Origin of the sequence: Aeromonas dhakensis (assembly GCF_000820305.1) — a bacterium.
In the GTDB taxonomy this organism is placed as follows: Bacteria; Pseudomonadota; Gammaproteobacteria; order Enterobacterales; family Aeromonadaceae; genus Aeromonas; species Aeromonas dhakensis.
Window position 1 is genome coordinate 1 of sequence record NZ_CDBH01000031.1, and the last position, 26320, is coordinate 26320.

The 26320-nt window shown below is 62.5% G+C and carries 23 protein-coding genes; 8 read left to right on the forward strand and 15 right to left on the reverse strand.

Annotated features, from left to right (window positions below; translation table 11 throughout):
• Window positions 1-257: 257 nt before the first annotated feature.
• Window positions 258-2204 (forward strand): ligand-gated channel protein, encoded by a 1947-nt coding sequence (locus BN1143_RS07365; RefSeq protein ID WP_042050146.1) that lies wholly within the window; start codon window positions 258-260, stop codon window positions 2202-2204.
• Between the two features lie 34 nt (window positions 2205-2238).
• Here the strand turns inward: BN1143_RS07365 and BN1143_RS07370 are convergent, their stop codons facing one another.
• The 3 genes from BN1143_RS07370 to BN1143_RS07380 form a co-directional block, all read right to left on the reverse strand.
• Window positions 2239-3726, reverse strand: a complete 1488-nt coding sequence (locus BN1143_RS07370) for a transporter substrate-binding domain-containing diguanylate cyclase (RefSeq protein WP_082038475.1) — start codon at window positions 3724-3726, stop codon at window positions 2239-2241.
• Window positions 3727-3828: 102 nt separating this feature from the next.
• The gene (locus BN1143_RS07375; RefSeq protein WP_042006068.1) at window positions 3829-5214 is read right to left on the reverse strand and encodes an ATP-binding protein; all 1386 of its coding nucleotides are present in this window, start codon (window positions 5212-5214) and stop codon (window positions 3829-3831) included.
• Window positions 5215-5224: 10 nt separating this feature from the next.
• Entirely contained in the window at window positions 5225-5947 is a 723-nt protein-coding gene (locus BN1143_RS07380; protein ID WP_005306095.1) for a response regulator, read from the reverse strand.
• Between the two features lie 179 nt (window positions 5948-6126).
• On the opposite strand from BN1143_RS07380, the gene BN1143_RS22610 reads away from it, so the two are divergent.
• The 3 genes from BN1143_RS22610 to BN1143_RS07390 all read left to right on the forward strand — a co-directional run bounded on the left by BN1143_RS22610 (window position 6127) and on the right by BN1143_RS07390 (window position 7268).
• Window positions 6127-6300, forward strand: a complete 174-nt coding sequence (locus BN1143_RS22610; protein WP_005306098.1) for a hypothetical protein — start codon at window positions 6127-6129, stop codon at window positions 6298-6300.
• Between the two features lie 70 nt (window positions 6301-6370).
• Window positions 6371-6697, forward strand: a complete 327-nt coding sequence (locus tag BN1143_RS07385) for a hypothetical protein (protein ID WP_042050178.1) — start codon at window positions 6371-6373, stop codon at window positions 6695-6697.
• A 220-nt stretch (window positions 6698-6917) separates the two neighbouring features.
• Window positions 6918-7268, forward strand: a complete 351-nt coding sequence (locus tag BN1143_RS07390; protein WP_010635886.1) for a hypothetical protein — start codon at window positions 6918-6920, stop codon at window positions 7266-7268.
• Between the two features lie 57 nt (window positions 7269-7325).
• Here the strand turns inward: BN1143_RS07390 and BN1143_RS07395 are convergent, their stop codons facing one another.
• The 3 genes from BN1143_RS07395 to BN1143_RS07405 all read right to left on the reverse strand — a co-directional run bounded on the left by BN1143_RS07395 (window position 7326) and on the right by BN1143_RS07405 (window position 10023).
• Window positions 7326-7745 (reverse strand): hypothetical protein, encoded by a 420-nt coding sequence (locus tag BN1143_RS07395; protein WP_042050149.1) that lies wholly within the window; start codon window positions 7743-7745, stop codon window positions 7326-7328.
• Window positions 7746-7885: 140 nt separating this feature from the next.
• Window positions 7886-8887: a sensor domain-containing diguanylate cyclase gene (locus tag BN1143_RS07400; protein ID WP_042050151.1), complete on the reverse strand. Its 1002-nt coding sequence runs from the start codon at window positions 8885-8887 to the stop codon at window positions 7886-7888.
• 188 nt (window positions 8888-9075) lie between these two features.
• Window positions 9076-10023, reverse strand: coding sequence for an AraC family transcriptional regulator (locus tag BN1143_RS07405; protein WP_042050152.1), 948 nt, complete (start codon window positions 10021-10023; stop codon window positions 9076-9078).
• Between the two features lie 75 nt (window positions 10024-10098).
• On the opposite strand from BN1143_RS07405, the gene BN1143_RS07410 reads away from it, so the two are divergent.
• The 3 genes from BN1143_RS07410 to BN1143_RS07415 all read left to right on the forward strand — a co-directional run bounded on the left by BN1143_RS07410 (window position 10099) and on the right by BN1143_RS07415 (window position 12112).
• Window positions 10099-10497 carry a VOC family protein gene (locus BN1143_RS07410; protein ID WP_010635883.1) on the forward strand — a complete coding sequence of 133 codons (399 nt, stop codon included), beginning with the start codon at window positions 10099-10101 and terminating at the stop codon, window positions 10495-10497.
• 395 nt (window positions 10498-10892) lie between these two features.
• Entirely contained in the window at window positions 10893-11171 is a 279-nt protein-coding gene (locus BN1143_RS22345; RefSeq protein WP_156141289.1) for a hypothetical protein, read from the forward strand.
• Complete coding sequence (locus BN1143_RS07415; RefSeq protein WP_052444027.1) at window positions 11168-12112, forward strand: LysR substrate-binding domain-containing protein; 945 nt, start codon at window positions 11168-11170, stop codon at window positions 12110-12112. Before BN1143_RS22345 ends, BN1143_RS07415 begins: the two co-directional genes overlap by 4 nt.
• Before the next feature lie 369 nt (window positions 12113-12481).
• On the opposite strand, the gene BN1143_RS22350 is transcribed toward BN1143_RS07415, so the two are convergent.
• From BN1143_RS22350 to BN1143_RS07455, 9 genes are all read right to left on the reverse strand, one after another.
• The gene (locus BN1143_RS22350; protein ID WP_156141290.1) at window positions 12482-13255 is read right to left on the reverse strand and encodes a tetratricopeptide repeat protein; all 774 of its coding nucleotides are present in this window, start codon (window positions 13253-13255) and stop codon (window positions 12482-12484) included.
• A 19-nt stretch (window positions 13256-13274) separates the two neighbouring features.
• Entirely contained in the window at window positions 13275-13673 is a 399-nt protein-coding gene (locus BN1143_RS22925) for a septation protein IspZ (RefSeq protein ID WP_080631444.1), read from the reverse strand.
• 109 nt (window positions 13674-13782) lie between these two features.
• Window positions 13783-14112: a DUF6678 family protein gene (locus tag BN1143_RS07425; protein ID WP_231570563.1), complete on the reverse strand. Its 330-nt coding sequence runs from the start codon at window positions 14110-14112 to the stop codon at window positions 13783-13785.
• Window positions 14113-14265: 153 nt separating this feature from the next.
• On the reverse strand, window positions 14266-16305 hold the full coding sequence (gene recD, locus BN1143_RS07430; protein WP_042050154.1) for an exodeoxyribonuclease V subunit alpha: 2040 nt from the start codon (window positions 16303-16305) through the stop codon (window positions 14266-14268).
• Entirely contained in the window at window positions 16302-19919 is a 3618-nt protein-coding gene (gene recB / locus BN1143_RS07435) for an exodeoxyribonuclease V subunit beta (RefSeq protein WP_042050155.1), read from the reverse strand. Before recB ends, recD begins: the two co-directional genes overlap by 4 nt.
• Window positions 19919-23251 (reverse strand): exodeoxyribonuclease V subunit gamma, encoded by a 3333-nt coding sequence (gene recC / locus BN1143_RS07440; RefSeq protein ID WP_042050156.1) that lies wholly within the window; start codon window positions 23249-23251, stop codon window positions 19919-19921. Before recC ends, recB begins: the two co-directional genes overlap by 1 nt.
• Window positions 23252-23476: 225 nt before the next feature.
• On the reverse strand, window positions 23477-23869 hold the full coding sequence (locus BN1143_RS07445; RefSeq protein ID WP_026141481.1) for a DoxX family protein: 393 nt from the start codon (window positions 23867-23869) through the stop codon (window positions 23477-23479).
• A 40-nt stretch (window positions 23870-23909) separates the two neighbouring features.
• Window positions 23910-24596, reverse strand: coding sequence for a pirin family protein (locus tag BN1143_RS07450; RefSeq protein WP_005306141.1), 687 nt, complete (start codon window positions 24594-24596; stop codon window positions 23910-23912).
• A gap of 30 nt (window positions 24597-24626) precedes the next feature.
• Window positions 24627-24959 (reverse strand): hypothetical protein, encoded by a 333-nt coding sequence (locus tag BN1143_RS07455; protein ID WP_042050157.1) that lies wholly within the window; start codon window positions 24957-24959, stop codon window positions 24627-24629.
• A gap of 257 nt (window positions 24960-25216) precedes the next feature.
• On the opposite strand from BN1143_RS07455, the gene BN1143_RS07460 reads away from it, so the two are divergent.
• Window positions 25217-26131, forward strand: coding sequence for a LysR family transcriptional regulator (locus BN1143_RS07460; RefSeq protein ID WP_010635876.1), 915 nt, complete (start codon window positions 25217-25219; stop codon window positions 26129-26131).
• The last annotated feature ends 189 nt before the right edge of the window (window positions 26132-26320 follow it).

Consider the following 26320-nt stretch of genomic DNA (forward strand, 5'->3'; position numbering starts at 1 on the left):
ATCCCCCCCCTGCTCCCATCCTTGCATACCTCCGCTTCTCTGCTGGCGAGAGGATAACCGCACAATATTAATGAGATTAATTATCATTTACACAGTCATCAGTGATCACTACAATGCCTGCCGACCGCCGGGATCACTATTCGATTGAACCTGCCTGGTCCGGGTTTCACGCGGGATGCGGCGAGACCCCCCATCGATTCACCCAAAGGATGAATGCATCTTCTTACTAAAAAAGAGTTCAGGCCAACATGATAACAATGCACCGCAACAAGCTGACCATGCTCATTCTCGCCGTCCTCGCCGCCAACGCCCATGCCGCCGAACAGGAGGTCATGGTGGTGACCGCCTCCGGCTTCCAGCAGAAGATCGAGAACACCGCCGCCTCCATCTCGGTGGTGACGCGCGAGCAACTGGAGAAACGCGCCTACCGTGACGTGACCGACGCCCTGAAGGACGTGCCGGGGGTAGTGATCACCGGCGGCGGCAGCAGCAGTGACATCAGCATTCGCGGCATGAGCTCCAAGTACACACTGATGCTGGTCGACGGCAAGCGGGTCGACAGCCGCGGCACCCGTCCCAACAGCGACGGCCCCGGCATCGAGCAGGGCTGGCTGCCGCCGCTGCAGGCCATCGAGCGGATCGAGGTGGTGCGCGGCCCCATGTCCTCCCGTTACGGCTCCGACGCCATGGGCGGCGTCATCAACATCATCACCCGCAAGACCGCCAGCATGACGGCCTGGCAGGGCTCGGTGCAAGCCGACTCCACCTTCCAGGAGAACAAGGACTCCGGCAACATCTTCCAGAGCAACGCCTACACCGCTGGCGCCCTGGTGGATGGCCTGCTGGGGGTGCGAGTGAACGGTCTGCTCTCCCACCGCGGCGAGGATCAGTTCCAGAACGGGTTCGCCGAGCAGGAGATGCGCAGCGGCACTGTGGTGTTCAGTCTGACGCCGGACGAGCACAACCGCTTTGACTTCGAGGCCAGTCGCGGCCTGCAGGATCGCAACCGGACCCCGGGCGACTCTCTAGCAGCCAAGGCCAAGCCCAGCCTGAACACCTACGGGCGCACCAACTACGCCATCACCCACGACGGTCGTTATGACTTTGGCTCTTCCACCAGCTACCTGCAGCGGGAAGAGAACACCAACCCCGGCCGTCAGATGAAGCTCATCAACACCATCGCCGACACCCATACCCAGTTCGAACTGGGGGCTCACTACCTGAGCGTGGGCGGTCAATACCGTCACGAGGATCTGCAGGATGAGGGCAACCAGCTCAACGTGGCCAACCGTGCCAATCAGCTGACCCGCTGGAGCTGGGCCCTGTTCGTGGAAGACGAGTGGTCGCTGACCGACAGCTTCGCCCTCACCGGCGGCGTGCGGATGGACCGTGACCAGAACTACGGCACCCACTGGAGCCCGCGTCTGTACGGGGTCTGGCACCCGGCCGAATTCTGGACCCTGAAGGGTGGCGTCTCCACCGGTTACCGCTCACCGGATCTGCGCATGTCGGCCGCCAACTGGGGCCAGGCCACCGGCGGCGGCACCCAGGACGGCATGCTGGTTGGCAACCCGCAGCTCAAACCGGAAACCAGCGTGAGCCAGGAGATCGCCCTGCTGTGGGATGGTCAGGAGGGGCTGAGCACAGGGCTGACCCTGTTCAATACCGACTTCGAGGACAAGATCTCCGAGATCCGCCGCTGCACCAGCAAGGATGACCCCTCCTGCACCCTGAACGGTCACACCTATGACTTCATCAGCGACCGCATCAACGTCGACAAGGCGAACATGCGCGGGGTGGAAGGCACGGCCAACTGGGCCATCAACGAAAAGTGGTCGCTGGCCTCCAGCTACACCTTCACCCAGTCCGAGCAGAAGAGCGGTCCGAACGAGGGCAAGGCGCTTAACCAGATGCCGCGCCACATGTTCAACACCACGGTCGACTGGAAGAGTACCGATGACGTCAGCCTCTGGTCACGGGTCAATTTCCGCAGCAAGACCTCGGACTACCTGAGCCGGGTCAGAATGGCCGACGGCACCCCTTCCTACACCTTCTTCGACACGGGTCTGGTCTACAAGGCCAACGAACATCTGAACGTCACCGCAGGCGTCTACAACCTGTTCGACAAGACGGTGGACTACAGCAGCTTCGGCACCGTGCTGGATGGTCGCCGCTACACCCTGGGCATGACCTACAACTTCTGATGACCCGCCGCCGCCCACCCTGGGCGGCGGTTTTCTATTGCCCCGCCTCGTCTGCCATCTCTTTCACATAGCTTGCCGCCTGCCAGGTGTTGCGCCCCAGCGACTTGGCGCCATACATCAGCTGATCCGCCTGCAGCAGCACTCGTCGGCCCTCCGCCCTCACCTCTGCCGGCACCCACACCGCCCCCGTGCTGATGGAGATGCCAAGCTCCCCGGCGCTGGTCGACAGCTTGCGGCCATTGACCTCCCGCCCGATCCGCTCGGCCCACTGCTGCAGCGTCGCCATGTCGGCCACCAGCAGACTGATGCAGAACTCCTCGCCGCCGATGCGGGCGAACAGGGCGCTGGCGGGCAACACCCGCTGCACGCGCTCCACCATGGCCGACAGCACCTCGTCGCCGACCCCGTGCCCGAAGTGATCGTTGATCCCCTTGAAGCGATCGAGATCGAACAGCAGCAGGGCACACGCCTCGCCGCTGGTCAGTCGTTGTTCCAGCAGCGGCAAGAAGGCGCGCCGGTTGAGGATGCCGGTCATGGAGTCGGTGCTGGCGAGACGCTCCAGCCTGGCGTTGGCCTGGATAAGCTCGGCGGTACGGCTCGCCACCGCCCGCCGCAGCTGGATGATGTAGGCCATCAGCACCAGGCCGCCGACGGCCAGCAGCCAGGGCCAGAGATGTGCCGGGTAGACGGTCTCGATATGCATCCACTTGCGGATGATCCGCTCCCGATCCGCCTCGCCGATGCGGGTGAAACCCTGCTCCAGCTCCTGCAGCAGCGCCTGATTGCCCTTGGCGACGGCAAAGCGGACGTCATCGCTGTAGAGGTGGCGCACCGGGATGAAGCGGGTGGGATCCGCCGCGGTGTAGATGTAGAAGTTGGCCACCTGCAGGTCGGCGATGAAGGCTTCCAGTTCGCCGTTCAAGGCAGCGCGCAGCATGGCGTCGTTGTCATCGAAGGTGCGCAGCCGGGTGCGCGGGAAGTTCTTGCGGGCGTAGTACTCCTCGAACCCTCCCGCCACCACCCCCACGCTCTCGTGCAGCAGGTAGTAGTTCACGTCCGAACCGCGCAGAGAGTTGGCGAAGAAGAGCTGGGCGTCGAGGTGGGAGAGGGCCTGGCCATAGTCGTAGACCATATTGCGCTCCGGCGACCAGAGCAGGCCGCCATGGACATCGGCCTGGCCGTTGCGAACCAGATCCAGCGAGCTCTGCCAGTCCACCAGCTTGAACTGGATGGGGCGACCGGTGACGCGACCATACTCGCGCCACAGATCGATCAACAGGCCATCGGGCTGACCCGCTTCATTGAGATAGGAGAAGGGCTGCCAGGCCTTGGAGTTGGCTACGATGAGCGGTTTGGGCGCTGTGTTCGCCCATGCCGGCAATACCAGCGCACAGAGCAGCAGCCACCACCCGTATCCGACTCGCCACCTGACTCCCGACTCACCTGCCATCCCTGTACCGACCCTGCTGTTTGGCCGTCTGCGCGGCCATCGATTATCACCATCTTCAGCATAGGAGAACAAGCATGAGCGAGTATGAAACGAGCGTGATGCCGGCCGGACCAGTGCAAGACCAAAAACGAAAAGGGCACCCGCAGGCGCCCTTTCCATCGACTCGTTCGCCCCTCACAGCGGCAGGCTGATGCGCGCTTCCAGCCCGCCCTGCTCCCGGTTGTGCAGGGTCAGCTCGCCGCCGTGCTGGTGCACCAGGGTGCGGGCGATGGAGAGCCCCAGCCCCACGCTGCCGGATTCGGTGTTGCGGGCCTCGTCGAGACGCACGAACGGCTTGAATACATCCTCCAGCCGGGCCGGATCGATGCCGGGCCCCTGATCGCAGACCCGGATCACCAGCTCGCTGTCGGTGCGTTCCAGCGACACCTCGGCACTGCCGGCGTACTTGATGGCGTTGCCGATGAGGTTTTGCAGCACCCGGCGCAGGGTGTTGGCGCGGCAGGCGTAGACCTGCTTGCCCTCTGCCAGACAGGTAACCGGCTGACCTGTGTCGGCATAGTCGTCGCACAGGCTCTCCAGCAGGCTGACCAGGTCCAGCTCCCGGGTCGCCTCCTGCTGCCCCTCCTCCCTGGCAAAGCTGAGGGTGGCCGCCAGCATCTGCTCCATCTGTTGCAGGGTCTGCTGGATCCGCTCCTTGTCCTCCCCCTCGTCCAGAAATTCGGTGCGCAGCCGCAGGCTGGTGATGGGGGTACGCAGATCGTGGGAGATGGCCGCCAGCATGCGGGTTCTGTCCTGCACGAAGCGATCGAGCCGGGTGTGCATGCGGTTGAAGGCCTGGATGGACTCGCGCACCTCGGTCGGCCCCTCCTCCCGCAGCGGCTCTATGTCCTCGCCGCGGCCGAGCCTGTCCGCGTTGGCGGCCAGCTGCTTGAGCGGCCGGGTGGCGCGGCGGAACAGCCAGATCATCATGCCGATCACCAGACTCGCCACCAGCATCAGGTTGAAGGTGGTCTGCCAGGACCAGCTGGCCGACTCCTTGTCCACCAGCGAGCTGAACTGCAGCCAGCCGCCGCGCGGCAGCTGGATGGAGCCGTACAGCCGCATGTCCTGCGGCGGCGGCCCCCCCTTGCGGTCCTTCATCATCCGGTTGTGGTGCTGCCAGGCCCGGCTGCGCTGGGCATCCTGCTTGAGCTCGGCGCTGATCTCCACCATCAGGGTCGAGGGGTAACCCAGCCGGGAGCGCACCAGCTGCTCGAAGCGGGGACTGCGGTTGTCCGGCTGCAGCGGCTCGTCGGCGATGCGCAGCAGCAGGGTCTCGCTGCGGCTCGCCTTGAGGATCTCGTCATAGAGGGAGGGGGGCGAGAGGGCCAGCAGCCGCACCACCGAGACGATGCGCTGCATGGCGTTGCGGCTGTTGACGTAGCCGAGCGCCTCCTCCCGATCGGTGCGATAGATCTGGATGCTGAGCAGCTGGATCAGCACCAGCCCGGCCAGCGCCACCAGGATGATCTGGCCCGTCAGCCCCTTGGGCCACAGCTTCGACCAGCCGCGTCTTAACATCCCCACCGCCTTATACCTGAGTCACATCGGCGGCGAACAGGTAACCGCCGCCCCAGATGGTCTTGATAAGCTCCGGATTCTTGGGATCCCGCTCCAGCTTGCGCCGCAGCCGGCTCACCAGGGTGTCGATGGCACGGTCGAACGCCACCGCCTCGCGGCCGCGGGCCAGATCCAGCAGCTGATCCCGGCTCAGCACCCGCTGCGGCCGCTCCAGAAAGACCCGCAGCAGGTCGAATTCGGCGGTAGAGAGGCTCAGCCCCACCCCTTCCTCATCAACCAGCTCGCGCCGGTTGATGTCGAGCAGCCAGCGATCGAAGCGCAGATCCCGGGTCAAGGCCTCGGCCACCGGCTGCGGCTCGACCTGGGTGCGGCGCATCACCGCCTTGATGCGGGCCAGCAGCTCGCGCGGATTGAACGGCTTGGCGAGGTAGTCGTCGGCCCCCATCTCCAGCCCTATGATGCGGTCGGTCTCCTCCCCCATGGCGGTAAGCATGATGATGGGCAGGCTGGACTTGGCCCGCAGCTCGCGGCAGAGGGTCAGGCCGTCTTCTCCCGGCATCATTAGATCCAGCACCAGCAGATCGAACTCCCGCTCCTCCAGCAGCCGCTTCATCTCCTTGCCATCGCGGGCACAGCTGACCCGCAGGCCGTGCTGTTCCAGAAAACGCTTCAGCAGATCGCGGATCTCGCTGTGATCGTCGACCACCAGAATGTGGGTGCTGTTTTGATTCATGGGGACCTCCTGTTAGAGCTGGCACGAGTATACGAAAATCCGCCGGGCGGTTTGTGTCAAAGTGTGCCAGATCAGCAAGATGCCACACTCTGCTACAAAAAAGCGGCCGCTCGGCAAAGTTGAGACACAGACCGGCTGTTTACTGTGACCACCCCATCGGTTGCAGGAGCAGACAGGCCATGCTGGCCCTCACCACCCCCTTGCTGCTGGCCTTTGCCGCCAGCGAAGCCCTTGCCAGACAGGCAAGGCGCACATCCGGCCAGACCGACCCGGTGCAAGCCGGCGCCGTCGACGCGGCAGCAGACGATACCGGCGTGCCCGCCGACCAGGCGACCGAGCCCCCTTCGTCATGATGCGCCCCCTCCGGTGCGCACCCTGACCTTCCCGCCGCCCCTGCGGCATCTCATCAAGGAGAATCGACTCATGATCAACAAGACCATGGCCCTGTTCATGCTGGCCGGACTGGCCCACACCGGGCTGGCCCAGGCAGCCCTGCCGGCCGACGTCAGCGTTGCCCCCGGCCTGCTGTTCGTCAACTGGCACGACACCGCCAGCAGCGGCGATGCCCATCCGACCCTGGAGGTCCACAATGCCGCCGGCGATCTGATCAAGCGGGTCCCTGCCCGGCTGAACGGCATGCAGCAGGTGCGCCTGCCAATGCGGGCCCAGGGTGACCTGATCCTCAGCCTGGATGGTGAGAGCAGCAGCTATCGGATGCCCTACAGCGTCGGTAGCGGTCGCCAGCGCTAAGCCCGCACATCCGGAAAAATACCCCGCCAGCGACCAACGCTGACGGGGTATTTTTATTTCCCGCCCAGCATGGGCCCGGTCAATGTCCGGTACAGGGTCATGGTGTCACACTCTGCTACAAAATAGGCTTCAACTGGCAAAGTTCAGACACCTGTCTGGTGTGTAATCAGGGTCAAGGCGAGCAAGCCGACCCCGAACTCAATCCGCAAGGAGATAGACCATGAAAAAACTGACCAAGACTCTGCTGACCGCCACCCTGATCCTTGGCCTGCCGCTTGGCGCCTATGCCGCCAGCGAAGCCGTCAGCACGGCCCAGCCCGGCATGATGACCGACTGCCCGATGGACGGCAGCGGCATGATGGGCGGCAAGCACCATGGCGGCCGCCACGACAAGATGGCCCGCATGCAGAACATGACCCCGGAGCAAATCCAGACTCACCTGCAGCAGCGTTACGACAAGATCGAAGATCCGGCCAAGAAGGCCGAGTTCGTGAAAAACCTGAATCTGCGTGCCGACGGCATGACCAAGCACGCCGAAGCGATGAAGCAGTTCGCCGAAGCGCACCAGTAATTCGAAAGCAGCAAAAAGGGGCCCGCAGGCCCCTTTTTTCATGCACGTCGTTCAGACTCAGGCCTTGGTCTTGTCGGCCAGGTTCAGGGTCTTGACGGTTTCGCCTTCGAACTTGATGAGCACGGTTTTCTGGGCCACTTCGGACTCCTTGAACAGGCTCTTGGAGGTCTCTGCCAGCATGGGGGAGACCTTGTTCAGAGCGCCCAGATCATAGCTCCACACTTCCAGACCGGCTTCGGTCTTGGTGCTGGCCGGTGCGCCCAGCTTCTCTTTGATGGCCTGCTTGTTGGAGCCGCCTTCCTTGATGTCCAGCGCCTTCTTGACTGCTTCGTTGGAGGCGCTGTCCATGGCGGTGCCGGCCATCTCTTTGGCAGTGCTGGTCACGCTGCTGGTCACTGTGTCGGTCAGGGAGTCCATCAGGCCGGCGTTGGCCATCAGGGGCAGTGCAGTCAGGGCAACCAGGATGCTCTTTTTCATCGTTTCATGTCTCACGGGGTTTAAAGAGCGCGCATCAGACCAGCGTACCCGTACGGAGTCAAGATGAGGCTGAGGTCAAGACGCATTCGGGGGGAAGGATTAGCACCATTCGGCAGCCAGCGGCCTGGCGGGGCGGCCGGCTACTGGCAGATCTGGTTCTTGCCCGTCTGCTTGGCCTGATAGAGGGCCCGATCCATTCTGACCATCAGCTGACCCATGCTCTCGTCCGGCCGGTACTCGGCCAGCCCGAAGCTCATGGTGATGGGAAAGTGCTCGCACACCGGCGTCTCCATCAGCAACTGCCGCAGCTTGTCGGCCACCCGCCAGCCATCGGCCAGGCCGGTATTGGGCAGCACCACCATGAACTCGTCCCCGCCCCAGCGGGCAATCAGGTCTATTTCGCGAATGTGGCTGCGCACCAGCGCCACTATGTTGATCAGGGTCTGATCCCCCGCTTGGTGACCGTGGCTGTCGTTGATCTGCTTGAAGTCGTCCACATCCATGGCGATGACGGAGAAGGGTTGCTGAAAACGCTTGGCCCGCTCGCACTCCTGCCGAATGGTGCGCTCCAGCCGGTAGCGACTGGCGGCACCGGTCAGGGCGTCGGTTTCCGCCAGCTGGCGATTCTCCTCCGCCTTCTGCTGCAGCGCCTCGTTGAGCCGCACCAGCTCGGCGGTGCGCAAGGCGATCTGCTGCTCCAGGGTGTGGTTGCGCCGCTCCAGCTGCTCCAGCAGCAGCTTCTGGGCGTGGATGTTGCGGTGAGCGCCGATCATCCGGGCCACAGAACCGTCCGGGTTGCGGGCTATGATGCGGCCGCAATCCTCGATCCAGATGTAGTCGCCGCCGCGGCTGCGGCAGCGATACTCGACCCGGTAGTCGGGGGCGGCGCCGCTCAGGTAGGCGTCGAAGCAGGCCATCACCTGCTCCATGTCGTCGGGATGGATCACGCTCTCCCAGGTGAAGACAGTGTTGCCGAGGGTGTGGGGCTCGTAGCCCAGCATCCGGTACCAGCCGGGATTGCGATAGACGAACCCGGTGTTGGCGTTCCAGTCCCAGATACCGTCGCTCACCACCGCCAGGATGCCGTGCACCACGGCTTCGCTGACGTCCGAGATCCTGATCGTGTCACTGTCTTGCAGCATAGAGACCATCCTTGCCCTCTCACCCCCAACTGCGGGAAATGCAATCTGATTGAAGAAAAACGATTATGGGGAGACGACTCCCATGAAGCCCAACTCTGTCGCGGCCAGCCGGCTCATGGCCCGTCTCCGGTTATCGGCCGCAATCAGGTTCGTCTGAACAACAGTAGCAACCAGTGTGACTCAATACACTAGCCTTTTCCGGTTTTAAAGGCGGGATGATGCCGGTGGCGATAGTGGCTGGGCGCCAGCCCGTGCAGCCGTTTGAAGGCGGTGGAGAAGTGGTACTCGTTGCGAAAGCCGCACTGCTCGGCCAGCAGCTTGACCGAATCGGCCCGACTGGCCAGCAACAGCGCAGCCCGCTGCAAGCGCAGCCGTTGCAGCAGCGCCATGGGCGCCAGCGCGAAGTGCTGCTGGCAGAGCCGGTAGAGCTGGCGCTCGGAGAGATGCAGGGCGCCGGCCATGCGCGCTATGTCCCAGGGCTCGGCCAGCGCCTCCTTGAGCAGCAGCTCGAGGCGCAGCGCCAGCCGCTCGCCGCGCCGCTGTCCCTCCCCCTTCTGCAACAGACGGCGCAGATAGAAGCCGAGCTGCTCTACCAGCAGGGCGCTGAGCAGCGGGTCCTGACGGCGCTCCTGCTCCGCATAGAGGTTCTCGATGGTGCGCAGCAGAGTGGCCTGCTGGGAGGTGCAACCGAGCCGGGATTGGCTGGCGAAGGCATCCCAGGGGGAGTCCTTGTGCAGCAGCAGCCACACCAGCTCCCACTCGCTCGACAGCTGGCTCAACGGCTCGCTCGGTGGCTCTCTCAACTGCTCACTAATCGGCTCACTCAGCTGCTCACTAAGCTGCTCTCTCAACTGATAACAGAGCGGCTCCCCGGCCGGGATCAGCGCCCACTCACCCACCTGCAGCCGCGCCATGCGATCGCCCACCTGCACCTCCCCCTCGCCCCCCAGGGTCAGCAAAAAGCAGTGCATATCGGCAAAGCGGCGCGCAATGCGGTAGCGGGTCTTGAGGCGGGAATAGCCCGCCAGCCACACCTGCTCCTGCGCGAGGGCCGGCAGCAGGCTGTCACAGCAGATCTGCTCGCGGCAGTCGGGGGAGACATCGATAAGCTCGGTGTTGGCAGTTTCAGACATCATCAGGACGGACTCAGCCATGTCGAAGGGGCAGGCCCCAGCATAGCATTAAGGGCATCAAGTCACAGGAGACCAGCCATGCATATCCATCACGTCGCCATCTGGGCGCAGGATCTCGAGGCGCTCACAACATTCTACTGCACCCTGTTTGGCGGGCAGGCCAATGAGCGCTACCACAATCCAAGCAAACAGTTCAGCTCCTACTTCGTGCGCTTCGAGGGGGGCGCCAGCCTGGAGCTGATGCACACCCCCATACTATTTCCGGCGGATCTGCGCCTACCGCACCCGCTGCAGGGGCTGGCCCATATAGCCTTCTCCCTCGGCAGTGTGGAGGCGGTGGACAAGATGACCGCCCGCCTCAAGCTGCTCAAGGGCGCCGAGGTCAAACACCTGGACGGCCCCCGCTGGACTGGCGACGGCTATTACGAGAGCACCTTTCTCGACCCGGAAGGCAACCGGCTGGAGCTGACCATCTAATACCTGAATGCTCCCCTCACCCTGCCCTCTCCCAACGGGAGAGGGGATAAAGCAGCATCGAAGATATGATCGCCAGCCATGTTGATTCGGTTGATGGCAAAAATAGCCAACCAAGTAGGTTCGATTAGCGAAGCGTAATCGGACAGCGTATTTGCTCCCTTCTCCCCTTGCGGGAGAAGGGTCGGGGATGAGGGGAAGGCAAAAGAGATTTAACAGCAAACGTTGGACTTCGTTCAACCACCACCTTCGCACCAGATTGATTGATGCGGGTCTCAAGCAGAAATATATACGGGACTACCAATCGCCAGATCATATCACCTGAGGCGCAATACCATATCTCAGACAGGGTGACACCAGCGCCACTCAATATCATATTCAGAAAAATAAATATTAACTTGGCAGGCGGTACCAAAAACAGCGTCTCAATATTTAATCCTGTCTCTGGCATGATGCTGCTTTTGATTGTCATCATCGTGCAACCCCATATCGTGTCGCAACCAGTCTGGCATATTCTCCTGCTTGAATGTGCGGGTCTTGTCGGCCCTTCTGGTCAATATTTTCATGATCGATTCGATCAGATTGCTTCCTGCCGTTTCCATGATAACCTCGCCTTGATTTCGCCGTTTGATTGGACGTCGAGTGTTATTAATCCGGGCCAGGAAGGCCAACGATGAAAGCTAACCAGACACATAAGCGCAAGTTATACATCGCCCAGATCGGCGCCCTGCACACCTTTGAGGCGGCGGCCCGCCACGGCAGCTATTCCCGCGCCGCCGAGGAGCTGTTCATCACCCAGGCGGCGGTCAGCCAGCAGATCCGGGGGCTGGAGCAGAGTCTGGGGGTCAAGCTGTTTGTTCGCGAGGGGCGCAACATGCGCCTGACCGAGCGGGGTGCACGCCTGCTCCCCTGGGTCAGCCAGGGCATGGCGGCGTTCGAGCAGGGCATGGCCGCCCTCGAGTGTGAACCGCTGGCAGGGGTGCTGAACGTCACCGTCATTCCCTCCTTCGCCAGCCGCTGGCTGATGCCGAGGCTCTGGCGCTTCGTCGAACGCCACCCCGAGGTCGAAGTGCGCCTCAACGCCAACCCCCAGGTGCAGCCCATAGGCCGGGGTGGCATGGATCTGGCAATCCGCTACTGCAACCGGGTCGACCCCGAGCTGAGCTCCTGCCTGCTGATCCGGGAGTGCGTCTTTCCGGTCTGCTCGCCGGCCCTGGCCGAGCGGCTGCAGCGTATCGAGGATCTCTACGACACCGTCATCGTCTCCGGGCCCGACTACGCCGGAGTCTCGTGGGAGAAGTGGCTGCAGGAGTCGGGCTATCGGCTCGACCTGAGCCGGATCAAGCGCTTCGAGGTCAACAACAACAGCCTGGCGATCGACATGGTGCTCTCCGGCAAGGGGGTGGCCCTGAGCCGCAACGTGCTGGCGGGGGATCTGATCGCCAGCGGCCTGCTGACCCGCCTCTTCACCAAGAGCTACAACCCCGACAACGACTACCACCTGGTCTGGGATCCCGACTCTCCCAGACTGGCCCGGATCCGCTGCTTTATCGACTGGCTCAAGGAGGAGGTCGCCCAGGGCCCCGGCTGCCAACCGGATATGCAGGCCGAACCATAAGCCAGAGGCGGTTGGGGGGGTGGATATTCGACACTCGAATCTCTGGTCTGTCGAAATCCCGGCCAAGGGAGCCTCCAATTAGGTGATCATCGGGTTACGTGACCGTCGGGTTACACGATTGTCCGATTACGCGACCGTCCGATTACGCTTCGCTAATCGAACCTACAAATGCCGGATAATCCCGTGGTGCGAAAGATATAAAAAGATGCCCAACCTCCCTTCTCCTGTTTATTAAAAAAGGAGGAGAAGGGTTGGGGATGAGGGGAAATGAAATACGTGGAAAACATTGTGCGCCCCACCCCAACCATAATTATTTCAACTAATAACTCAAATAACATGAAGGCATAATGAAAAAATCGTTTTTTTCACTCAGTAACCGATATCAAATGGTGTAGGCTTGTTCGATACTCTGATAAATTCACCATGCGCGTATACATTGTGACCAAATCCACACTCATTTTTATTCTGGTTTGTATCAACCCTCAGAAGACCATGATCTTCTTCTATAAATTTTATCGAAATTTCACAATTACCTTCTTCACCGGTAAGTTTTATCAGCCCCTCATTATCCTTCATAGTCACAACTTGAGAGATATCCCCAATGTTGGGACCATAAACCAGTCCCATTAACCCAAAATAGAGCAGATTCAAGGATATCAAGTAGTCATTGCCTTGCTTTTCTACAGAGGCTACATTCCAACTTCCGAAACCAGCATACTGCCAATAGGTTCCAACCATATCAGGCACAACGGAGGCAGGCATACTTTTAAGTAGACCGTAGTTGAATTTAGATTTCTTATCATTCGGGGCTAATGACAACCATGCCAGAGCCTTAAGCTTCTCCCCTTGCTTTATATAAGAAAGTGCAACATTGTTATATGCCGTAATAGTCGCCGCTTGATCTGGCTTACCATAAATATATCCACACCCCTCACTTAGTGAGGCCTGCTCCGTAAAATAATCACTTGCTTTGGCATATTCCCCTGCCTTGTATGATTCATTACCTTTTTTGATAACCACTGGCAGTTTTGCACACATCTCTTTGGCTATATCATCACCAGACTCTACTGTATTAGCAAAGAGATTGGCGCTAAGATATAGCGTCAACACCATCAAAACAAACTTCACTCTTATAAAATTCATATCATTGGAACCTTAAACTTTAACTATAATTTTTCTGTATAACAATCACACCTACCACAATAGATAAAACAAAATTCACAAATAGGTTACCATATACTTTTGTATATACCCAGTAGGTTAGTGGCAATGTTTCACTGACAACATATAATATCGCTGCGTATAGAATATAAGATGTCCCCATGACCTTTCGATAAGAACACCAGACTATATCACCTAGGTCTAAGCGATTACCCCAGAGAGAAAACAATAGACCTTTGCGATGATTAAAAGGCACGAATAACAAAGCACCTACAACCATATAAAAAATCGAAGGCTTCAATACTATCCATGATTCAGAAACAAAAAATACATCTCGAAAAACGATAAGGGTAACGCTGCAAAGAGAAATAATAAGCATGTCAGCCAATACAACCCCCATACATTTTTAATCACCTGATCATCCTATTATTTTCTGAAGTGAAATACGTTCAAACATCTATGCACTACAGACGGCGGTAAACTTCGTTTACCGCCGTCCAATTGCTGGTTTACCCCAAGTAGTCCATCGGTTTACCGAGCGGTACATAGCCGTAGACCCGAAATGCATTCCCGATCCGCTCTCCGGGCACCCGCACCTGTAACAACACGTCCTGCACGGCTGCAGTCTGCTCAGGCGACGTGGTATCTACTTCCAGCCACTCGATATGCTCGTAACCACCCGCTTTAAAGTGATAGAACCACTCCCCATCCCAATCAGATAGATACCGGCTGTACAGGTCCCGCACACGCCACCTAGGAGAGAGATCTCCCAACGCATACATACCGAGTCGGATTTCTTCCCACCTAGTGGCATTCATCAATCGCACCAGTTCCACCATGCCCTCACCCAATCCAGATTCACTGACGCAGTGGCCACAGACATCCCTCAATCCTATGGCTGACTGGCGTATGTATATGCCCTTCAATGAAAAGCGCGCAATCATTAGCAAGGTATTATCGTGCAGTAAATCCCTTCACCGCCGTCCAACCCATCACTCCCCCAATCTCTCCGCCAACCCTGAATACCGCTCGGTCTTTTTCCGCACCGCCTGGGCCAGCAGGGCGCGATCGCCGTAGAGATCGAGGCGCGCCTTGGCGCGGGTGATGCCGGTGTAGACCAGCTCGCGGGTCAACAGCGGGCTGGGGCTGTCGGGCAGCACCAACACGGTATGGGCAAACTCCGAGCCCTGGGATTTGTGAATGGTCATGGCGTAGACGGTCTCATGGGGCGGCAGCCGGCTTGGCAGGAGCGCCCGCAGGGTGCCGTCCGGCTGCTCAAACCATACCTTTAGCCGCCCGCTTTCATCGGGCAGGCAGAGCCCCATATCGCCGTTGTAGAGGCCGACCCCGTGGTCGTTGCGCACCACCATCACGGGGCGGCCCGCATACCAGTCGCCATCGCGGGCGATCAGAGCGGCCCGTGACAGGGCCAGTTCGAGGCGCTCGTTGAGCCCCTCGACGCCAAACGGGCCATCGCGCAGGGCGCAGAGGATCTGGAAGCCGTTGAACGCCTTGAACACGGCAGCGAGATCTTCCCCCGCGCGGGCGGCCTTCAGATAGCTGCCGTAACCAGCCACCCCCTGGGCAATCAACTCGTCGTAGGCCTCCCCGGCCCAGGGGTGCAGGCTGATATCGGCAAAGCCCATGCCCCAGACTGATTCCACCGCCGCCGCATCGCCGCTGTTGCAGGCGCGCGCCAGCTGGCCGATGCCGGAGTGCTGATCGAAGCGCCAGCTCTTGGAGAGCAAACAGAGGCTGTCACGCACCGGTGCCCCGGCAGGCGAGCCCTGCAGCCGGTAGCCAGTCTGGCGGGAGAGCCAATCCGCCTGCGCCGGGCTGATGCCCTGTTCGATAAAGCTGCAGATGTCGCCGAGCACGGCCCCCGCCTCCACCGAGGCGAGCTGATCCTTGTCGCCGAGCAGGATCAGGCGAGCGTGGCTTGGCAGCGCATCGAGCAGGCGCGCCATCATCGGCAGGTCGACCATGGAGGCCTCGTCCACCACCAGCAGGTCGAGGTGCAGCGGGTTGCCTTTGTGGTGGCGGAACTGGCTGCGCCCCGGAATGACCCCGAGCAGCCGGTGCAGAGTGCCCGCCTCGGTGGGGATGGCCTCCACCCACTCGGGGGGCAAGTCCAGCGCCTGCAGGGCAGCGCCGATACTCTCGGTCAGACGCGCCGCCGCCTTGCCGGTGGGGGCCACCAGCCGGATCGCCGGGGCCTTGCCTGCTTGCAGGCCGGTCTCCACCAGAATGGCCAAGAGCTTGGCGACCGTGGTGGTCTTGCCGGTGCCGGGACCGCCGGAGATCACCGCAAAGGGGCGTGCCGCCGCCGTGGCCGCCGCCAGCTTCTGGCCGTTGCAGCAGAGCGACTCGGGCACCAGCGCATCCAGCTTGTTCAGGTCGTTTGCGGCCTGAGCACTGGCCAGCAGCGCCTCGATGGCAGGCCACTCCACTTCGTTCGGGAACACCAGATCCAGATACTTCTCGATAAAGTGGCGGGCCGAGAAGTCGGGGGCGAGGCGGGCCTTGAGCAGGGCTGCGAACACCAGGCCGTAGTCGCGGGCAAAGAGGCGCGACAGGGCCGGGGCAATCTCGGGCCATTCGGCTCTCTCGCTTAACGCTCGCAGATGGCGGGCCACTCCCTGCTCGTGATCGTGGTAGCGGGTGAGGTAGAGGCGGCCGTGCCAGAGCCGCAGCGGCCAGCGGGGGGCTTGCCCCTCATCCTGTTCGCTGCCAACCAGCGGGCTTGCCGCAAACAGGGCGGGCCAGCTCGCAGGATCCGCCAGATCGGCCAGCAGATCCCGGCCCTGATCCGGATCCAGCCCGAACGGGCGCAAGGATCCGGCAGAGAGCATCTCCAGCGGCAGGCAAACATGGCCGCGCCCCAGTTCGAAGCAGGCGAGCGCCGCCCCCAGCACCAGCTCGGGAGTGCCGCCCAGATCGGCCACCAGCTTGGCAAATTGCAGATCCAGCTGGCGGATGCGGCCAGCCAGCGCCAAGGCCTTGAGCCGTTCGATCATGATTGCGCTCTTCATGCTTCTACCCCGTTATCCCATTCTTGTGCAGAGGCGGTCGTTGCCCCCTCGCTAAACAGCCGATCCAGCCCCAGCACCAGCTCACGGCTGGGGCGAGTATGGAAGATCCCCCCCTGCGGCATGCCACGCAGGAACAGATAGAAGACCCCGCCAAAGTGCTGGTCGAAGTCGTAGCCCGGCAGACGCAGGGCGAGCAGCCGGTGCAGCGCCAGCGAATAGAGCTGGTATTGCAGATCGTAGCGATGTTCCACCATGGCCTGCTCCAGCGCCGGCCGGCTGTAGTCGGCCGGGCTCATGCCGAGGTGGTTCGACTTGTAGTCGAGCAGATACCAGCGCCCCTGCCACTCGAACACCAGGTCGATAAAGCCCTTGAGCATCCCCTGCACGGTGGCGAAGCTGAGCGGCTTGTTGCCCCGCGACAGCGGGTCGTGCTGCTGGCAGAGCGCGGTCAGCGCCGGTGCCGTCACCCGCCCCATGGGCAGGAAAAACTCCAGCTCCACCTGCTTGCGCTCGGGGGCCAGATCCCGCAGCCGCACCGGCTCGCCACTCTCTGCAAGTAACGCGGTCTCAAGCGGCGTATCCAGCACCGCCTCCACCTGCTGTTGCAGCACTTGGGCCCAGCTTTCGTCGAAGCCATCCTGCGCCAGCAGGGTGGCGATATGCTGTGCCAGCGGCTCGCCTGCGGCACTTTGAAAGTCGATGGTCTCGAACAGGCTGTGCAGCAATGTGCCGGGGCGCGCCCCTTTCGGGAAGGTGAAGATGGAGGGCTGGGGCGCCTGCACTGGCTCTTCGGCAGCCAGCGCCGCCGCCTCGGTGACCACCTCGTCATCGAAGCCGGGGTTGGCCAGCACCCCCTTGCTGTGGCCGTGGCCCTGGGCCGCGAGACCGGAGTAGGAGCTGATCCACCAGTCCCGCTCAAGGGTGCCGCCAAAGCGGCGCACCTTGGGCTCGCCCAGTTGCTCCTCTTCGGCCGGCAGCGGGGCCGGGCGGGTGAGCGAGGGCTCACCGACGGCCACCCCGGGCAGATCCTCAGCAAGCGCACTGAGGGCGGTGGCCAGGGTCGCGGCGTCCCCCTCCTCCCCCTTTTGCAGCAGGTAGCCGATGGCGGTCTGGTGCAGGTCAGTCTTCTCCGACTTGCCGTTGCCGGAGCGCACCGGCGCCAGCCCCAGCCAGGTGGCGTAAACGCCCCGGGTCAGCGCCACGTAGAGCAGGCGCAAGTCTTCGGCGAGGCGCTCTTTGTCGGCCTCTGCCAAGGAATCCTCGGCGCCGGTGAGATCGAGGATGGTGCGATTGCCCGCCTCATCGGCCTCATGATAGAGGGGGGTGTCGGCGCTGCGGTGGCTGCAGATAAAGGGGAGGAACACCAGCGGGTACTCCAGCCCCTTGGATTTGTGGATGGTGACGATCTGCACCAGCTTGCGCTCGGACTCCAGGCGAAGTATCTGCTCAGCATCCTGGCCGCTCTGGCGGTTTACCGCCTCCCCCAGCCAGCGCAGCAGGGCGTATTCACCGTCCAGCTCGCTGCTCACCTGCTGGAGCAGCTCCCCCAGATGGAGGAAATTGGTCAGCCGCCGCTCGCCGTAGGGGCTCGCCAAGAGGGATGCGGCGAGATTGCGCCGGTGCAGCAGGGCCCGCAGCATGGCCAGTACACCACGCTTGTGCCAGACCTTGCGGTACTCCATAAACTCCTGCACCGCGCTCTCCCACGCCCGCTCATCCGAGGCAAGCTCGTCGAGGGCCTTGGCGTCGAGATCGAACAGGCCAGTGGCGAGCGCCGCCCGCAAACTTCTCTCCTCGCTCGGGTTCTGGCAGGCGTGCAGAATGAGCAGGATCTCCCGCGCCTCCACCTGTTCCAGCACGCTCTCGCGATTCGACAGATAAACCGAGGCGATGGCGAGCCGTGCCAGCTCCTGCTGCACCAGCTTGCCCTCGGCGCCGGTGCGCACCAGCACGGCGATATCCCCGGCTTTCACCGGCTCGCTGCCAATCAGCGCCTTGCCCTCCCGGGCCAGGGTCAGCAGGCGGTGGATCTCCGCCGCCGTGGCGCGGGCCATCTTGCTCTGGTAGTCCCCCCGGTTGAAGGTGGGCTGGCCGGTGAGCTGCCAGCAGTGCAGCACGGGGGCGGTTTCGCCCTCCAGCAGTAGCGCCTTGCTCTTGCCCTGCGCCTCCACCGGCAGGAAGGGGATATCCGCCTCGTAGATAAAGGGATCTTTCGCCCGCTCGAACAGGCCGTTGACCGCCGCCACCAGCGCGCTGCTGGAGCGCCAGTTGCGCCCGAGGGTGTAGTGGGCGCTCACATTTCGCCGCGCCTGAATATAGGTAAAGATGTCGGCGCCGCGAAAGCCGTAGATGGCCTGCTTGGGGTCACCGATCATCAGCAGTGCAGTATCCTGATGGCCGCCGTAGAGGCGGTGGAAGATGCGGTACTGCTGGGGGTCGGTATCCTGAAATTCATCGATCATCGCCACCCGGTAGGTGGCGCGAATGCGCTCGCAGAGCCGCTCGCCAAGGCCGGAGCCGAGCGCCCCATCGAGGTCTTTGAGCAAGTCATCGAACGAGAGCTGATGGGCTTGGCGCTTGCTGGCCTGCATCCGGCTGCGCACCACCTTGGCCGCCCGTTGCAGGATCAGATCCCGAATGCCAGGGCGGCTCGCCAGCAGCGCATCAATCTCGCTGAACAGCGGCAGGGTGGGCACGTCGCCCCCCTTCTTGAGGTTCGCCTCCAGCACCCTCTGGCCGAAGCGCTCCAGCTCCTTGGGAATGGCGTAGCCGCTGCTCTCGTCTTGCGCCCAGTCGGCTATTTTGGCGAGCCACCCCTCGTAGTTCTTGCCGGTGTAGCGGCTGATGTGGCCATCGGTCTGGCGGCGGATCTCGTCCGCCTGCGCCAGCCATTCGCTCTTCACCGCAGCGATGCGACTCATGGCCACCTGATGGCGGGCAGCCAGGGTCTCGTCCCCCGCCGGCGGGCGCATCTCCAGCTCACTGTTGTCGAGCCAGCCGTTCATCTCCCGCAGCAGGGCCGCCGGGCTTGGCCAGAGCGCGCGCACCGCGCTGGCTAGGGTTTTATCCACCGGATAGAACTCGGCGCGCCAGTAGTCGCTCACCGCCTGCAGCCTGAGCTGGCTGTCATCGGTGAGAAATTCGGTTTCGAAGAGGGCGCCCGATTCGAAGGCGTTCTGTTTCAGCATCCGCTGGCAGAAGCCGTGGATGGTGAAGACGGCCGCCTCGTCCATCTGCCGCTCGGCGGCCAGCAGACGGCGGGCCGCCAGCTCGTGATCCTCCACCTCGGCTAGCAGCTGGGCCAGCAGGGCATCGCCGCTTTGCCCGCGCATAAAGGCAAGGCGCGCCTCGTGGATGCGGCCGCGGATCCGCCCGCGCAGCTCGGCAGTGGCCGCCTCGGTAAAGGTCACCACCAGGATCTCGGTCACCGAGAGCGGCCGTTCGTGGGCGCTGGGCTGACCGGCGTCTTCCCCCTCTTCGATGAGCGGGCCATGGCCCAGCAGCAGACGCAGGTAGAGGCCGGCGATGGTGTAGGTCTTGCCGGTGCCGGCGGAGGCCTCGATCAGCCGCTCGCCATGGAGGGGAAAACGCAGGGTATTGAGCGGATTGGCCATTATTGCAACTCCTCCAGCGCCTTGATCAGCGGGGTCAGGTGTTCGCGGGCCAGCGCCTGCAGCTGGGCCAGCACCTCGTCATCGAGTTCCGGGAAGCAGCGGGCAACGTAGACGTCCTGCCCCTCCCCCGTCACCATGTAGCCGCCGTTGAAGCGGGCGAGGGCCGCTTTGTCGGCGGCCTCCGGTTTCTCCGGATCCTTCTCGATCCCCTTGATCCACTCCCAGGCGGTGCTGGGGAAAAACGGCAGCGGCCGCTTCATCCCCTGCATCCAGAGCGCCACCAGGGCCGCCAGTTTTGGCCGCGCCTCGTCAGCCGCAAGCCTGGGCAGGCGCAGGCTCTGCTTGGCGTCGAACAGCAGGGTGTCGCCGGGGGCATCACTCAGGGAGAGGCAAAGGTGCTGGATCCAGCCCAGCAGCAAATCCTTGCCGTTGAAGCTGCCGGGTTTGACCACCAGCAAGCGCCCCTTCTGGGTGTCGATCCACCCCTGCAGCTGGCCCTGGGTCAGGGAGATATCGATCTCCACCGCCTGTTTGTCCGCCTCATTGGCCGCCACCCAGGGACGTAGCCTCTCCGCCAGCTTGCCCATCTCGGCATCCAGATCGTCCAGCAGCAGGCTGCCGAACCAGCCCTGGGGCAGCAGGCCGGAGAGCTGCAGGCGCTGGCGACGCTCCTCACTCTCCCCCTCCTCGAGGTGGGCATCGAGCAGCAGCGCCTTGAGCTGGTAGTGCTGCAGGCCGTCCAGCTCGAACGGCTCACTGTCCTCTATCTCGGCCTCGTCCAGCTCGAACCACACCTTGAGACGGCGGTTGAGGAAATACTTGGCGGGCTGGCGATAGAAGCGCAGCAGCTCCGCCAGCTCCAACCCCTGCTCTTTCCCCCATTCGGGGGGCAGCGGCAGCTCGCCGCTCTGGAAGTTGGCGGCCCCGCGCTCTGGGCTCAGGGCCGGCAGCCAGTCGGCGGCATAGGTAAAGAGGCCGGAATGCGCCGCTGGATAGAAGTAGCTGCGGCTGTAGGGGGTGAGCGGGTGCTCGACGATCAGGTGCTCCAGCAGCCGCTTGCCGGACGTCTCGTCATCGAGGTTCTCATCCCCCGCCAGCACGAAGCCCTGCCGCACATAGTCGATGAGCTCCGCCAGCAGCACGGAGGGCACCTTCTCGCTGTTGTCCTGGGCACTGAAACCCTGATAGCTGATGTAGAGCCCCTGCTGGGCGCTCAGCAGCGCCTCGAGGAAGAGGTAGCGGTCGTCGTCGCGGCGGGAGCGATCCCCGCGCCGGCCCGCCACTGCCATCAGGTCAAACCCCATGGGGGGCAGGGTGCGCGGGTAGACGCCGTCGTTCATGCCGAGCAGGCAGACCTGCCGGAAGGGGATGGAGCGCATCGGCATCAGGGTGCAGAAGTTGACCTGACCGGCGAGGAAGCGCTGGCTGGAGCGGGACTCCCCCAGCACGCTGCCGAGGTAATCCTGCAGCAGATCCGCGCTCATGGGCTGCTCGAAGCGGGCCTCGCCAAGCTGGGCGAGCCAGTCAGCCAGCTGGCTGCGAATAAGCTGCAGCTGGCGCTCTTCATCCTCGTCGGCCAGATAGAAGCGCTCCAGCAGCTCGTTGAGGCAGGCGATCCACTCTGGCAGCGGCTGCGCCTGTTGCAGGCGGGGCAAAAATTCCGCCAGGGAGTCGACAAACCAGGCAAGCTTGCCGAGCGCCAGCCCCTGCTGCCCCTCGATATCGGCGTAGGGCAAAATGCCCGCCACCGGCTCGCCGTCCCCCATGGCAAAACCGAGCAGCATGCGGCGCAGGCCGAACAGCCAGCTGTTGCCAGAGAGGCGCGGCAGATCGAAGCGCTCCGGGTAGCCGTCATCCAGCCCCCAGCGGATGCCGGTCTCCTGCACCCAGCGCCGCAGCTGGTTGAACTCGTCGTCATCGAGCTCGAAGCGGCGCAGCACGGCGGGCACCTCGAGGATGGCGAGCAGCTCGCCGGCTCCCAGCCGGGCGTTGGGGAGTCTCAGTAGGGCGAGGAAGCTCTGCAGCAGCGGGCTCTCCTGACTCGCCGCCCGATCGGACACTGCGAAGGGGATCTGGCCTCTCGCCCCGAACACCGCCTGGATATAGGGGCCATAGCTGTTCACATCCGGCATCATCACCACCACGTCTTTCGGGGTGAGGGTGGGGTCTTGCTCGAACAGCGCCAGCAGGCGGTCGTGCAGCACCTCGAGCTCCCGCATCGGGCCGTGACAGGCGTGGATCTGCAGGGATCCATCGCTCGCGTCGATCGGGCTCTTGTGCTGGCTGCTATCCAGTTCGAACTCGCCAGCCCCCCGCTCGGCCAGCTCCAGCACATCCTGCTGGATGGCGCGCAGCAAGCTGGTGTCATCGATATCGACGAAGGCCTCGATTTGCGGCACCTCCAGCTCCATCAGCTGGTGCAGGTAGTCGCGCCCCAGCTTGCCCATGGAGGCGAGCAGCGGGTTGGCGGGGCCCTGCAGGGTCTCGATGTCGGTACCGGGTTTGAGCTTGTTTTCGAGGCGTGCCAGGGTCTTGCGATCGAGCAAGTCCCCCCAGTAGTAGCGGCAGGGGTTGGTGACGAAGAGGTGCACCTCCACCTCAGCCCGGCTGCCGAGGGCCAGCAGCGCCTCCACATAGCGCGGCGGCAGCGCCGAGATGCCGAACACGAACACCCGTTGGGGCAGTTTGCCCGGCAGCTCGGCGGTGCGTTCCAGCTCGTGGATAAACTCCTCGTAGAGGTTGGCGCGGTGGTAGCCGCTGGGGGCCAGCGCCAGGGTGCGAGCCACCAGCTCGCGCCACAGCTCCGGCTGCCAATCCTGGCCGCTCACCCCGGCCAGCTCCTGACTCAATCCCTCCCCCTGTTCCCAGCGGGCGATCCAGTCCGGCCGATAGACCAGATACTGGTCGAACAGATCCGCTACCTTCTGGCAGAGCTGCCACAGCCGTACCTGCTCGGGATCCTGCAATGACTCCGCGTCATCCCCGCCCAGATAGGCGGCCAGCGGCGCAAAGGCGGGGCGGTCGAGCAGGGCGGGCAAGATGGTCATCAGCTGCCAGCTCATGGAGCCCTTGTTGTAGGGGCTCTGGCGCGGCACGTCCGCCAGCACCCGGGTGAACATCTCCCAGATAAAGCTGGCGGGCAGCGGGAAGTCGATATTGGCGGCGATGCCGAAGGCCTTGGCCAGCTCCAGCTTGAGCCACTGGGCCATGCCGGGGCTCTGCACCAGGATCTGCTCGCGCTCGAAGGGGTGAGCGAGGGGGGTCTGCCGGATGCGGCTCACCAGCAACTCTTTGAGCAGATCCAGCTGATTGGAGTGGTAGAGGGTAAACATGAGCAATTCCCGCCAGTGCAAAAGAGGTGTGATCGCGGGAAAACTTCAAAGATCCCCGCCACTTCAACAAGAATTGGGATTGTCGGGGATCGGGGGGGAAGATGCAAAAGGCGCTTGTTGTCGCCGATCACATCGCCCATCTGCCGCAGGCAAATGTGACGGGCATAAAAAAGCCGGTGCAACTGCACCGGCCAAAAGGCATTGGAAAACTCGAACCTGCGGGGTTTACCAGTTCTTGCCGAGGCGGGCATCCAGGCTGAAGGCCCCTGCACCGGCCGCCGCCAGGGCCAGGAAACCACCGGCCACGGAGACGTTCTTCATGAACATCAGCATCTGCATCTGATCGGCAGGCTGATAGTGGAAAATAAAGGCTGCCATCAGGGTGAAACCGGCCATCAGCACGGAGAGGCTGCGGGTAAACAGGCCCAGCATGATGGCGAGGCCACCGCCCAGCTCCAGCAGGATCACCAGCGGCAGGATGAAACCGGGCACGCCCATGGCTTCCATATACCCCTGGGTACCGGCGTAACCGCCGATCTTGCCCCAGCCCGCCATCACAAACATCAGAGCCAGCAGTACGCGACCCACCAGCAGTGCCAAATCTTTCATCTTGTCCATTTCAATATCCTCGTTTTGCGTCACATCACCGCTGACTGCTTCAGGGTAGGTCAAATAACAGGGCTTGGCTGGCACTCATGGCCACCAGATCCCATTTGGGCTCATCACGACTGAGAACCCCGTCGCCGGGTCGGGCAGCCAGACCGTTGGCGGCAAGCTCCCCTGAAATCATCTGCAGGTAACCGTGTCGGCCGGCCAGCTCCCAGGTGAGGCTCTCACCCGGTTCAAGCTGCAACCGCCAGACGCGGGCCTGCTGGCGGATCCTGAAGGATCCTGCTTCGCCGTCCGGTGACGCCACCAGCGTCATGCCCGGATTGGCTTCAATCTTCTTCTGCTGATAGCCGGGTGTCGTGCCGTGTTCGTTCGGCTCGATCCAGATTTGCAGCAGGGAGAGCGGCTCGGTCTGCGAGGGGTTGTACTCGCTGTGCCGGATGCCGGACCCTGCGCTCATCAGCTGGAAATCCCCCGCCGGGATCTGCTCGGCATGGCCGAGGCTGTCCTTGTGCTCTATGGTGCCTTGCAGCACGCAGGTCAGGATTTCCATGTTGGCGTGAGGGTGGGTCGCGAAACCGCCACCCGGCGCCACCAGATCCTGATTGATGACCCGCAGCACTGAATGCCCCATCCAGTCCGGGTCGTAGTAGTGCCCGAAGGAAAAGCTGTGGCGCGCATCCAGCCAGCCGAAGTTGGCCTTGCCGCGCGCTTCTGCGGCTCTCAATTTCATCATGGTGTGCTCCTCACGTACCGATACGGTTGATTAACGCTGTTTGCCGCTACCGATGCCGAACGGAATGCGGTAGTCGCTGCTCTGCTCACCCAGGCTCACGGTCAGGTTGCCCTGGGTGCGGCTCGGGATCTGCACCTGCTGGCTGCCCATCAGGTTGGCGTGCACGGAGGCAACCAGGTCGCCAGACTCGTCACGCACTTCCAGCATGGGGTTGCCCTTGCCTTCCACCGCGGCGGTGGCGTGCCAGTTTACAAACAGCACGCCCGGGGCGGCGTTGAGGTCAGCCGGGACGGAAGCCTGAGCAAAACCTGCGATCATCAGGCCTGCAACGGCCAGCATCTTGATTACGTTTTTCATGTTCATTCACTCTCTTGGTTTTATGTCATTGCCAAGGCCGCTGTGGCCAGAATCAATGCATCCATGCAAGAGGTCATTCAAATAGTGTGTTGTTCTTTCACCGAAGTCAGACGCCCTGATTGAGGGGGGCACAGTCTGGAACTACCCGTTTATTTGGCTGCTTGGCGCTCCTGCCTAAGCGTTGATTGAATATTAAAGACACTTGGCCTAACTTGTTAGCGAGATAAACTGGCAAACATGTTCAAAAAAATTGAAGGCAATTTATGGCCAAGGAACTGAACAAGGAACGGGCGCTGACCCTGGAAGCCATCCGGGTGCTGGATGCCATCGACCGCCGCGGCAGCTTCGCGGCGGCAGCCGACGAACTGGGCAAGGTGCCCTCGGCGCTGAGCTACACGGTACAGAAGCTGGAAGACGAGCTGGACGCCATGCTGTTCGACCGCAGCGGCCACAGAACCAAGTTCACCCCGGCCGGCCGCATGCTGCTGGAGCGCGGCCGGATTCTGCTGGAGGCGGCCGAGCATCTGGTGGGCGAGACCCGGGCGCTGGCCCGCGGCTGGGAGACCGACATCACCATCGCCGTCGATGCGCTGGTGCCGCTGCAGGCGCTCTACCCGCTGGTGGAGCGGCTGGCCGAGCTGACCGATACCCGACTGCGGCTGCGGGCCGAAGTGCTGGCGGGCAGTTGGGAGTGTCTGGAGGATGGCCGGGCCGACCTGCTCATCTCCTCCCTCAATCCCGACATCATGATGACCGGCATCAAGCACCAGCCGCTGCAGGAGGAGGTGATGCTCTACGTCGCCCACCCGGATCACCCCCTGCACCAGGAGCCCGAGCCCCTGGCAGACGATACCCTGCGCCGCTACCGGGCCATCGCGGTGGCCGACACGGCGCTGCGCAAGCCGGTACTCACCTATCGTCTGCTCGACAAGCAGCCGCGGCTGACCGTCAGCACCATGGGCGAGAAGCGCGACGCCCTGCTGGCGGGGATCGGGGTTGGCACCATGCCGCTGAGCTGGATTGAAGAGGACATCCGGGCCGGACGGCTCAAGGTGATCGGCCCCGAGTATCGCCACCAGATCCAGGTGGTGCTGGCCTGGCGGCGCGACACCATGGGCAAGGCCAAGAGCTGGCTGATCCGGGAGATACCCAAGCTGTTTCCCTGCAAGGGGGAATAAATGTCTGCCGCGCGAGGGCGGCGGCGCAGGAAGTGCCGAAACTGAGCCCCTGTCTTGACGGCGGGCTCAGATTCTAGGAAAAGAAAAAAGCGGCCCTCTTGCGAGTTCCGCTCAATGCCAGGAAAGAATAAAAAACCTTGCGGTTTAAAAAACCCTTAAATTGGAAGCAAACAATCGATTTCTCAACCA

What these genes read in the sequence shown, in the direction of transcription:
- BN1143_RS07365 (WP_042050146.1), top strand. Translation starts at nt 258, where the DNA reads ATGCACCGCAACAAGCTGACCATGCTCATTCTCGCCGTCCTCGCCGCC.
- BN1143_RS07375 (WP_042006068.1), bottom strand. Translation starts at nt 5,214, where the DNA reads ATGTTAAGACGCGGCTGGTCGAAGCTGTGGCCCAAGGGGCTGACGGGC.
- BN1143_RS07380 (WP_005306095.1), bottom strand. Translation starts at nt 5,947, where the DNA reads ATGAATCAAAACAGCACCCACATTCTGGTGGTCGACGATCACAGCGAG.
- BN1143_RS22610 (WP_005306098.1), top strand. Translation starts at nt 6,127, where the DNA reads ATGCTGGCCCTCACCACCCCCTTGCTGCTGGCCTTTGCCGCCAGCGAA.
- BN1143_RS07385 (WP_042050178.1), top strand. Translation starts at nt 6,371, where the DNA reads ATGATCAACAAGACCATGGCCCTGTTCATGCTGGCCGGACTGGCCCAC.
- BN1143_RS07390 (WP_010635886.1), top strand. Translation starts at nt 6,918, where the DNA reads ATGAAAAAACTGACCAAGACTCTGCTGACCGCCACCCTGATCCTTGGC.
- BN1143_RS07395 (WP_042050149.1), bottom strand. Translation starts at nt 7,745, where the DNA reads ATGAAAAAGAGCATCCTGGTTGCCCTGACTGCACTGCCCCTGATGGCC.
- BN1143_RS07400 (WP_042050151.1), bottom strand. Translation starts at nt 8,887, where the DNA reads ATGCTGCAAGACAGTGACACGATCAGGATCTCGGACGTCAGCGAAGCC.
- BN1143_RS07405 (WP_042050152.1), bottom strand. Translation starts at nt 10,023, where the DNA reads ATGATGTCTGAAACTGCCAACACCGAGCTTATCGATGTCTCCCCCGAC.
- BN1143_RS07410 (WP_010635883.1), top strand. Translation starts at nt 10,099, where the DNA reads ATGCATATCCATCACGTCGCCATCTGGGCGCAGGATCTCGAGGCGCTC.
- BN1143_RS07415 (WP_052444027.1), top strand. Translation starts at nt 11,168, where the DNA reads ATGAAAGCTAACCAGACACATAAGCGCAAGTTATACATCGCCCAGATC.
- BN1143_RS22350 (WP_156141290.1), bottom strand. Translation starts at nt 13,255, where the DNA reads ATGAATTTTATAAGAGTGAAGTTTGTTTTGATGGTGTTGACGCTATAT.
- BN1143_RS22925 (WP_080631444.1), bottom strand. Translation starts at nt 13,673, where the DNA reads ATGGGGGTTGTATTGGCTGACATGCTTATTATTTCTCTTTGCAGCGTT.
- BN1143_RS07425 (WP_231570563.1), bottom strand. Translation starts at nt 14,112, where the DNA reads ATGGTGGAACTGGTGCGATTGATGAATGCCACTAGGTGGGAAGAAATC.
- recD (WP_042050154.1), bottom strand. Translation starts at nt 16,305, where the DNA reads ATGAAGAGCGCAATCATGATCGAACGGCTCAAGGCCTTGGCGCTGGCT.
- recB (WP_042050155.1), bottom strand. Translation starts at nt 19,919, where the DNA reads ATGGCCAATCCGCTCAATACCCTGCGTTTTCCCCTCCATGGCGAGCGG.
- recC (WP_042050156.1), bottom strand. Translation starts at nt 23,251, where the DNA reads ATGTTTACCCTCTACCACTCCAATCAGCTGGATCTGCTCAAAGAGTTG.
- BN1143_RS07445 (WP_026141481.1), bottom strand. Translation starts at nt 23,869, where the DNA reads ATGGACAAGATGAAAGATTTGGCACTGCTGGTGGGTCGCGTACTGCTG.
- BN1143_RS07450 (WP_005306141.1), bottom strand. Translation starts at nt 24,596, where the DNA reads ATGATGAAATTGAGAGCCGCAGAAGCGCGCGGCAAGGCCAACTTCGGC.
- BN1143_RS07455 (WP_042050157.1), bottom strand. Translation starts at nt 24,959, where the DNA reads ATGAACATGAAAAACGTAATCAAGATGCTGGCCGTTGCAGGCCTGATG.
- BN1143_RS07460 (WP_010635876.1), top strand. Translation starts at nt 25,217, where the DNA reads ATGGCCAAGGAACTGAACAAGGAACGGGCGCTGACCCTGGAAGCCATC.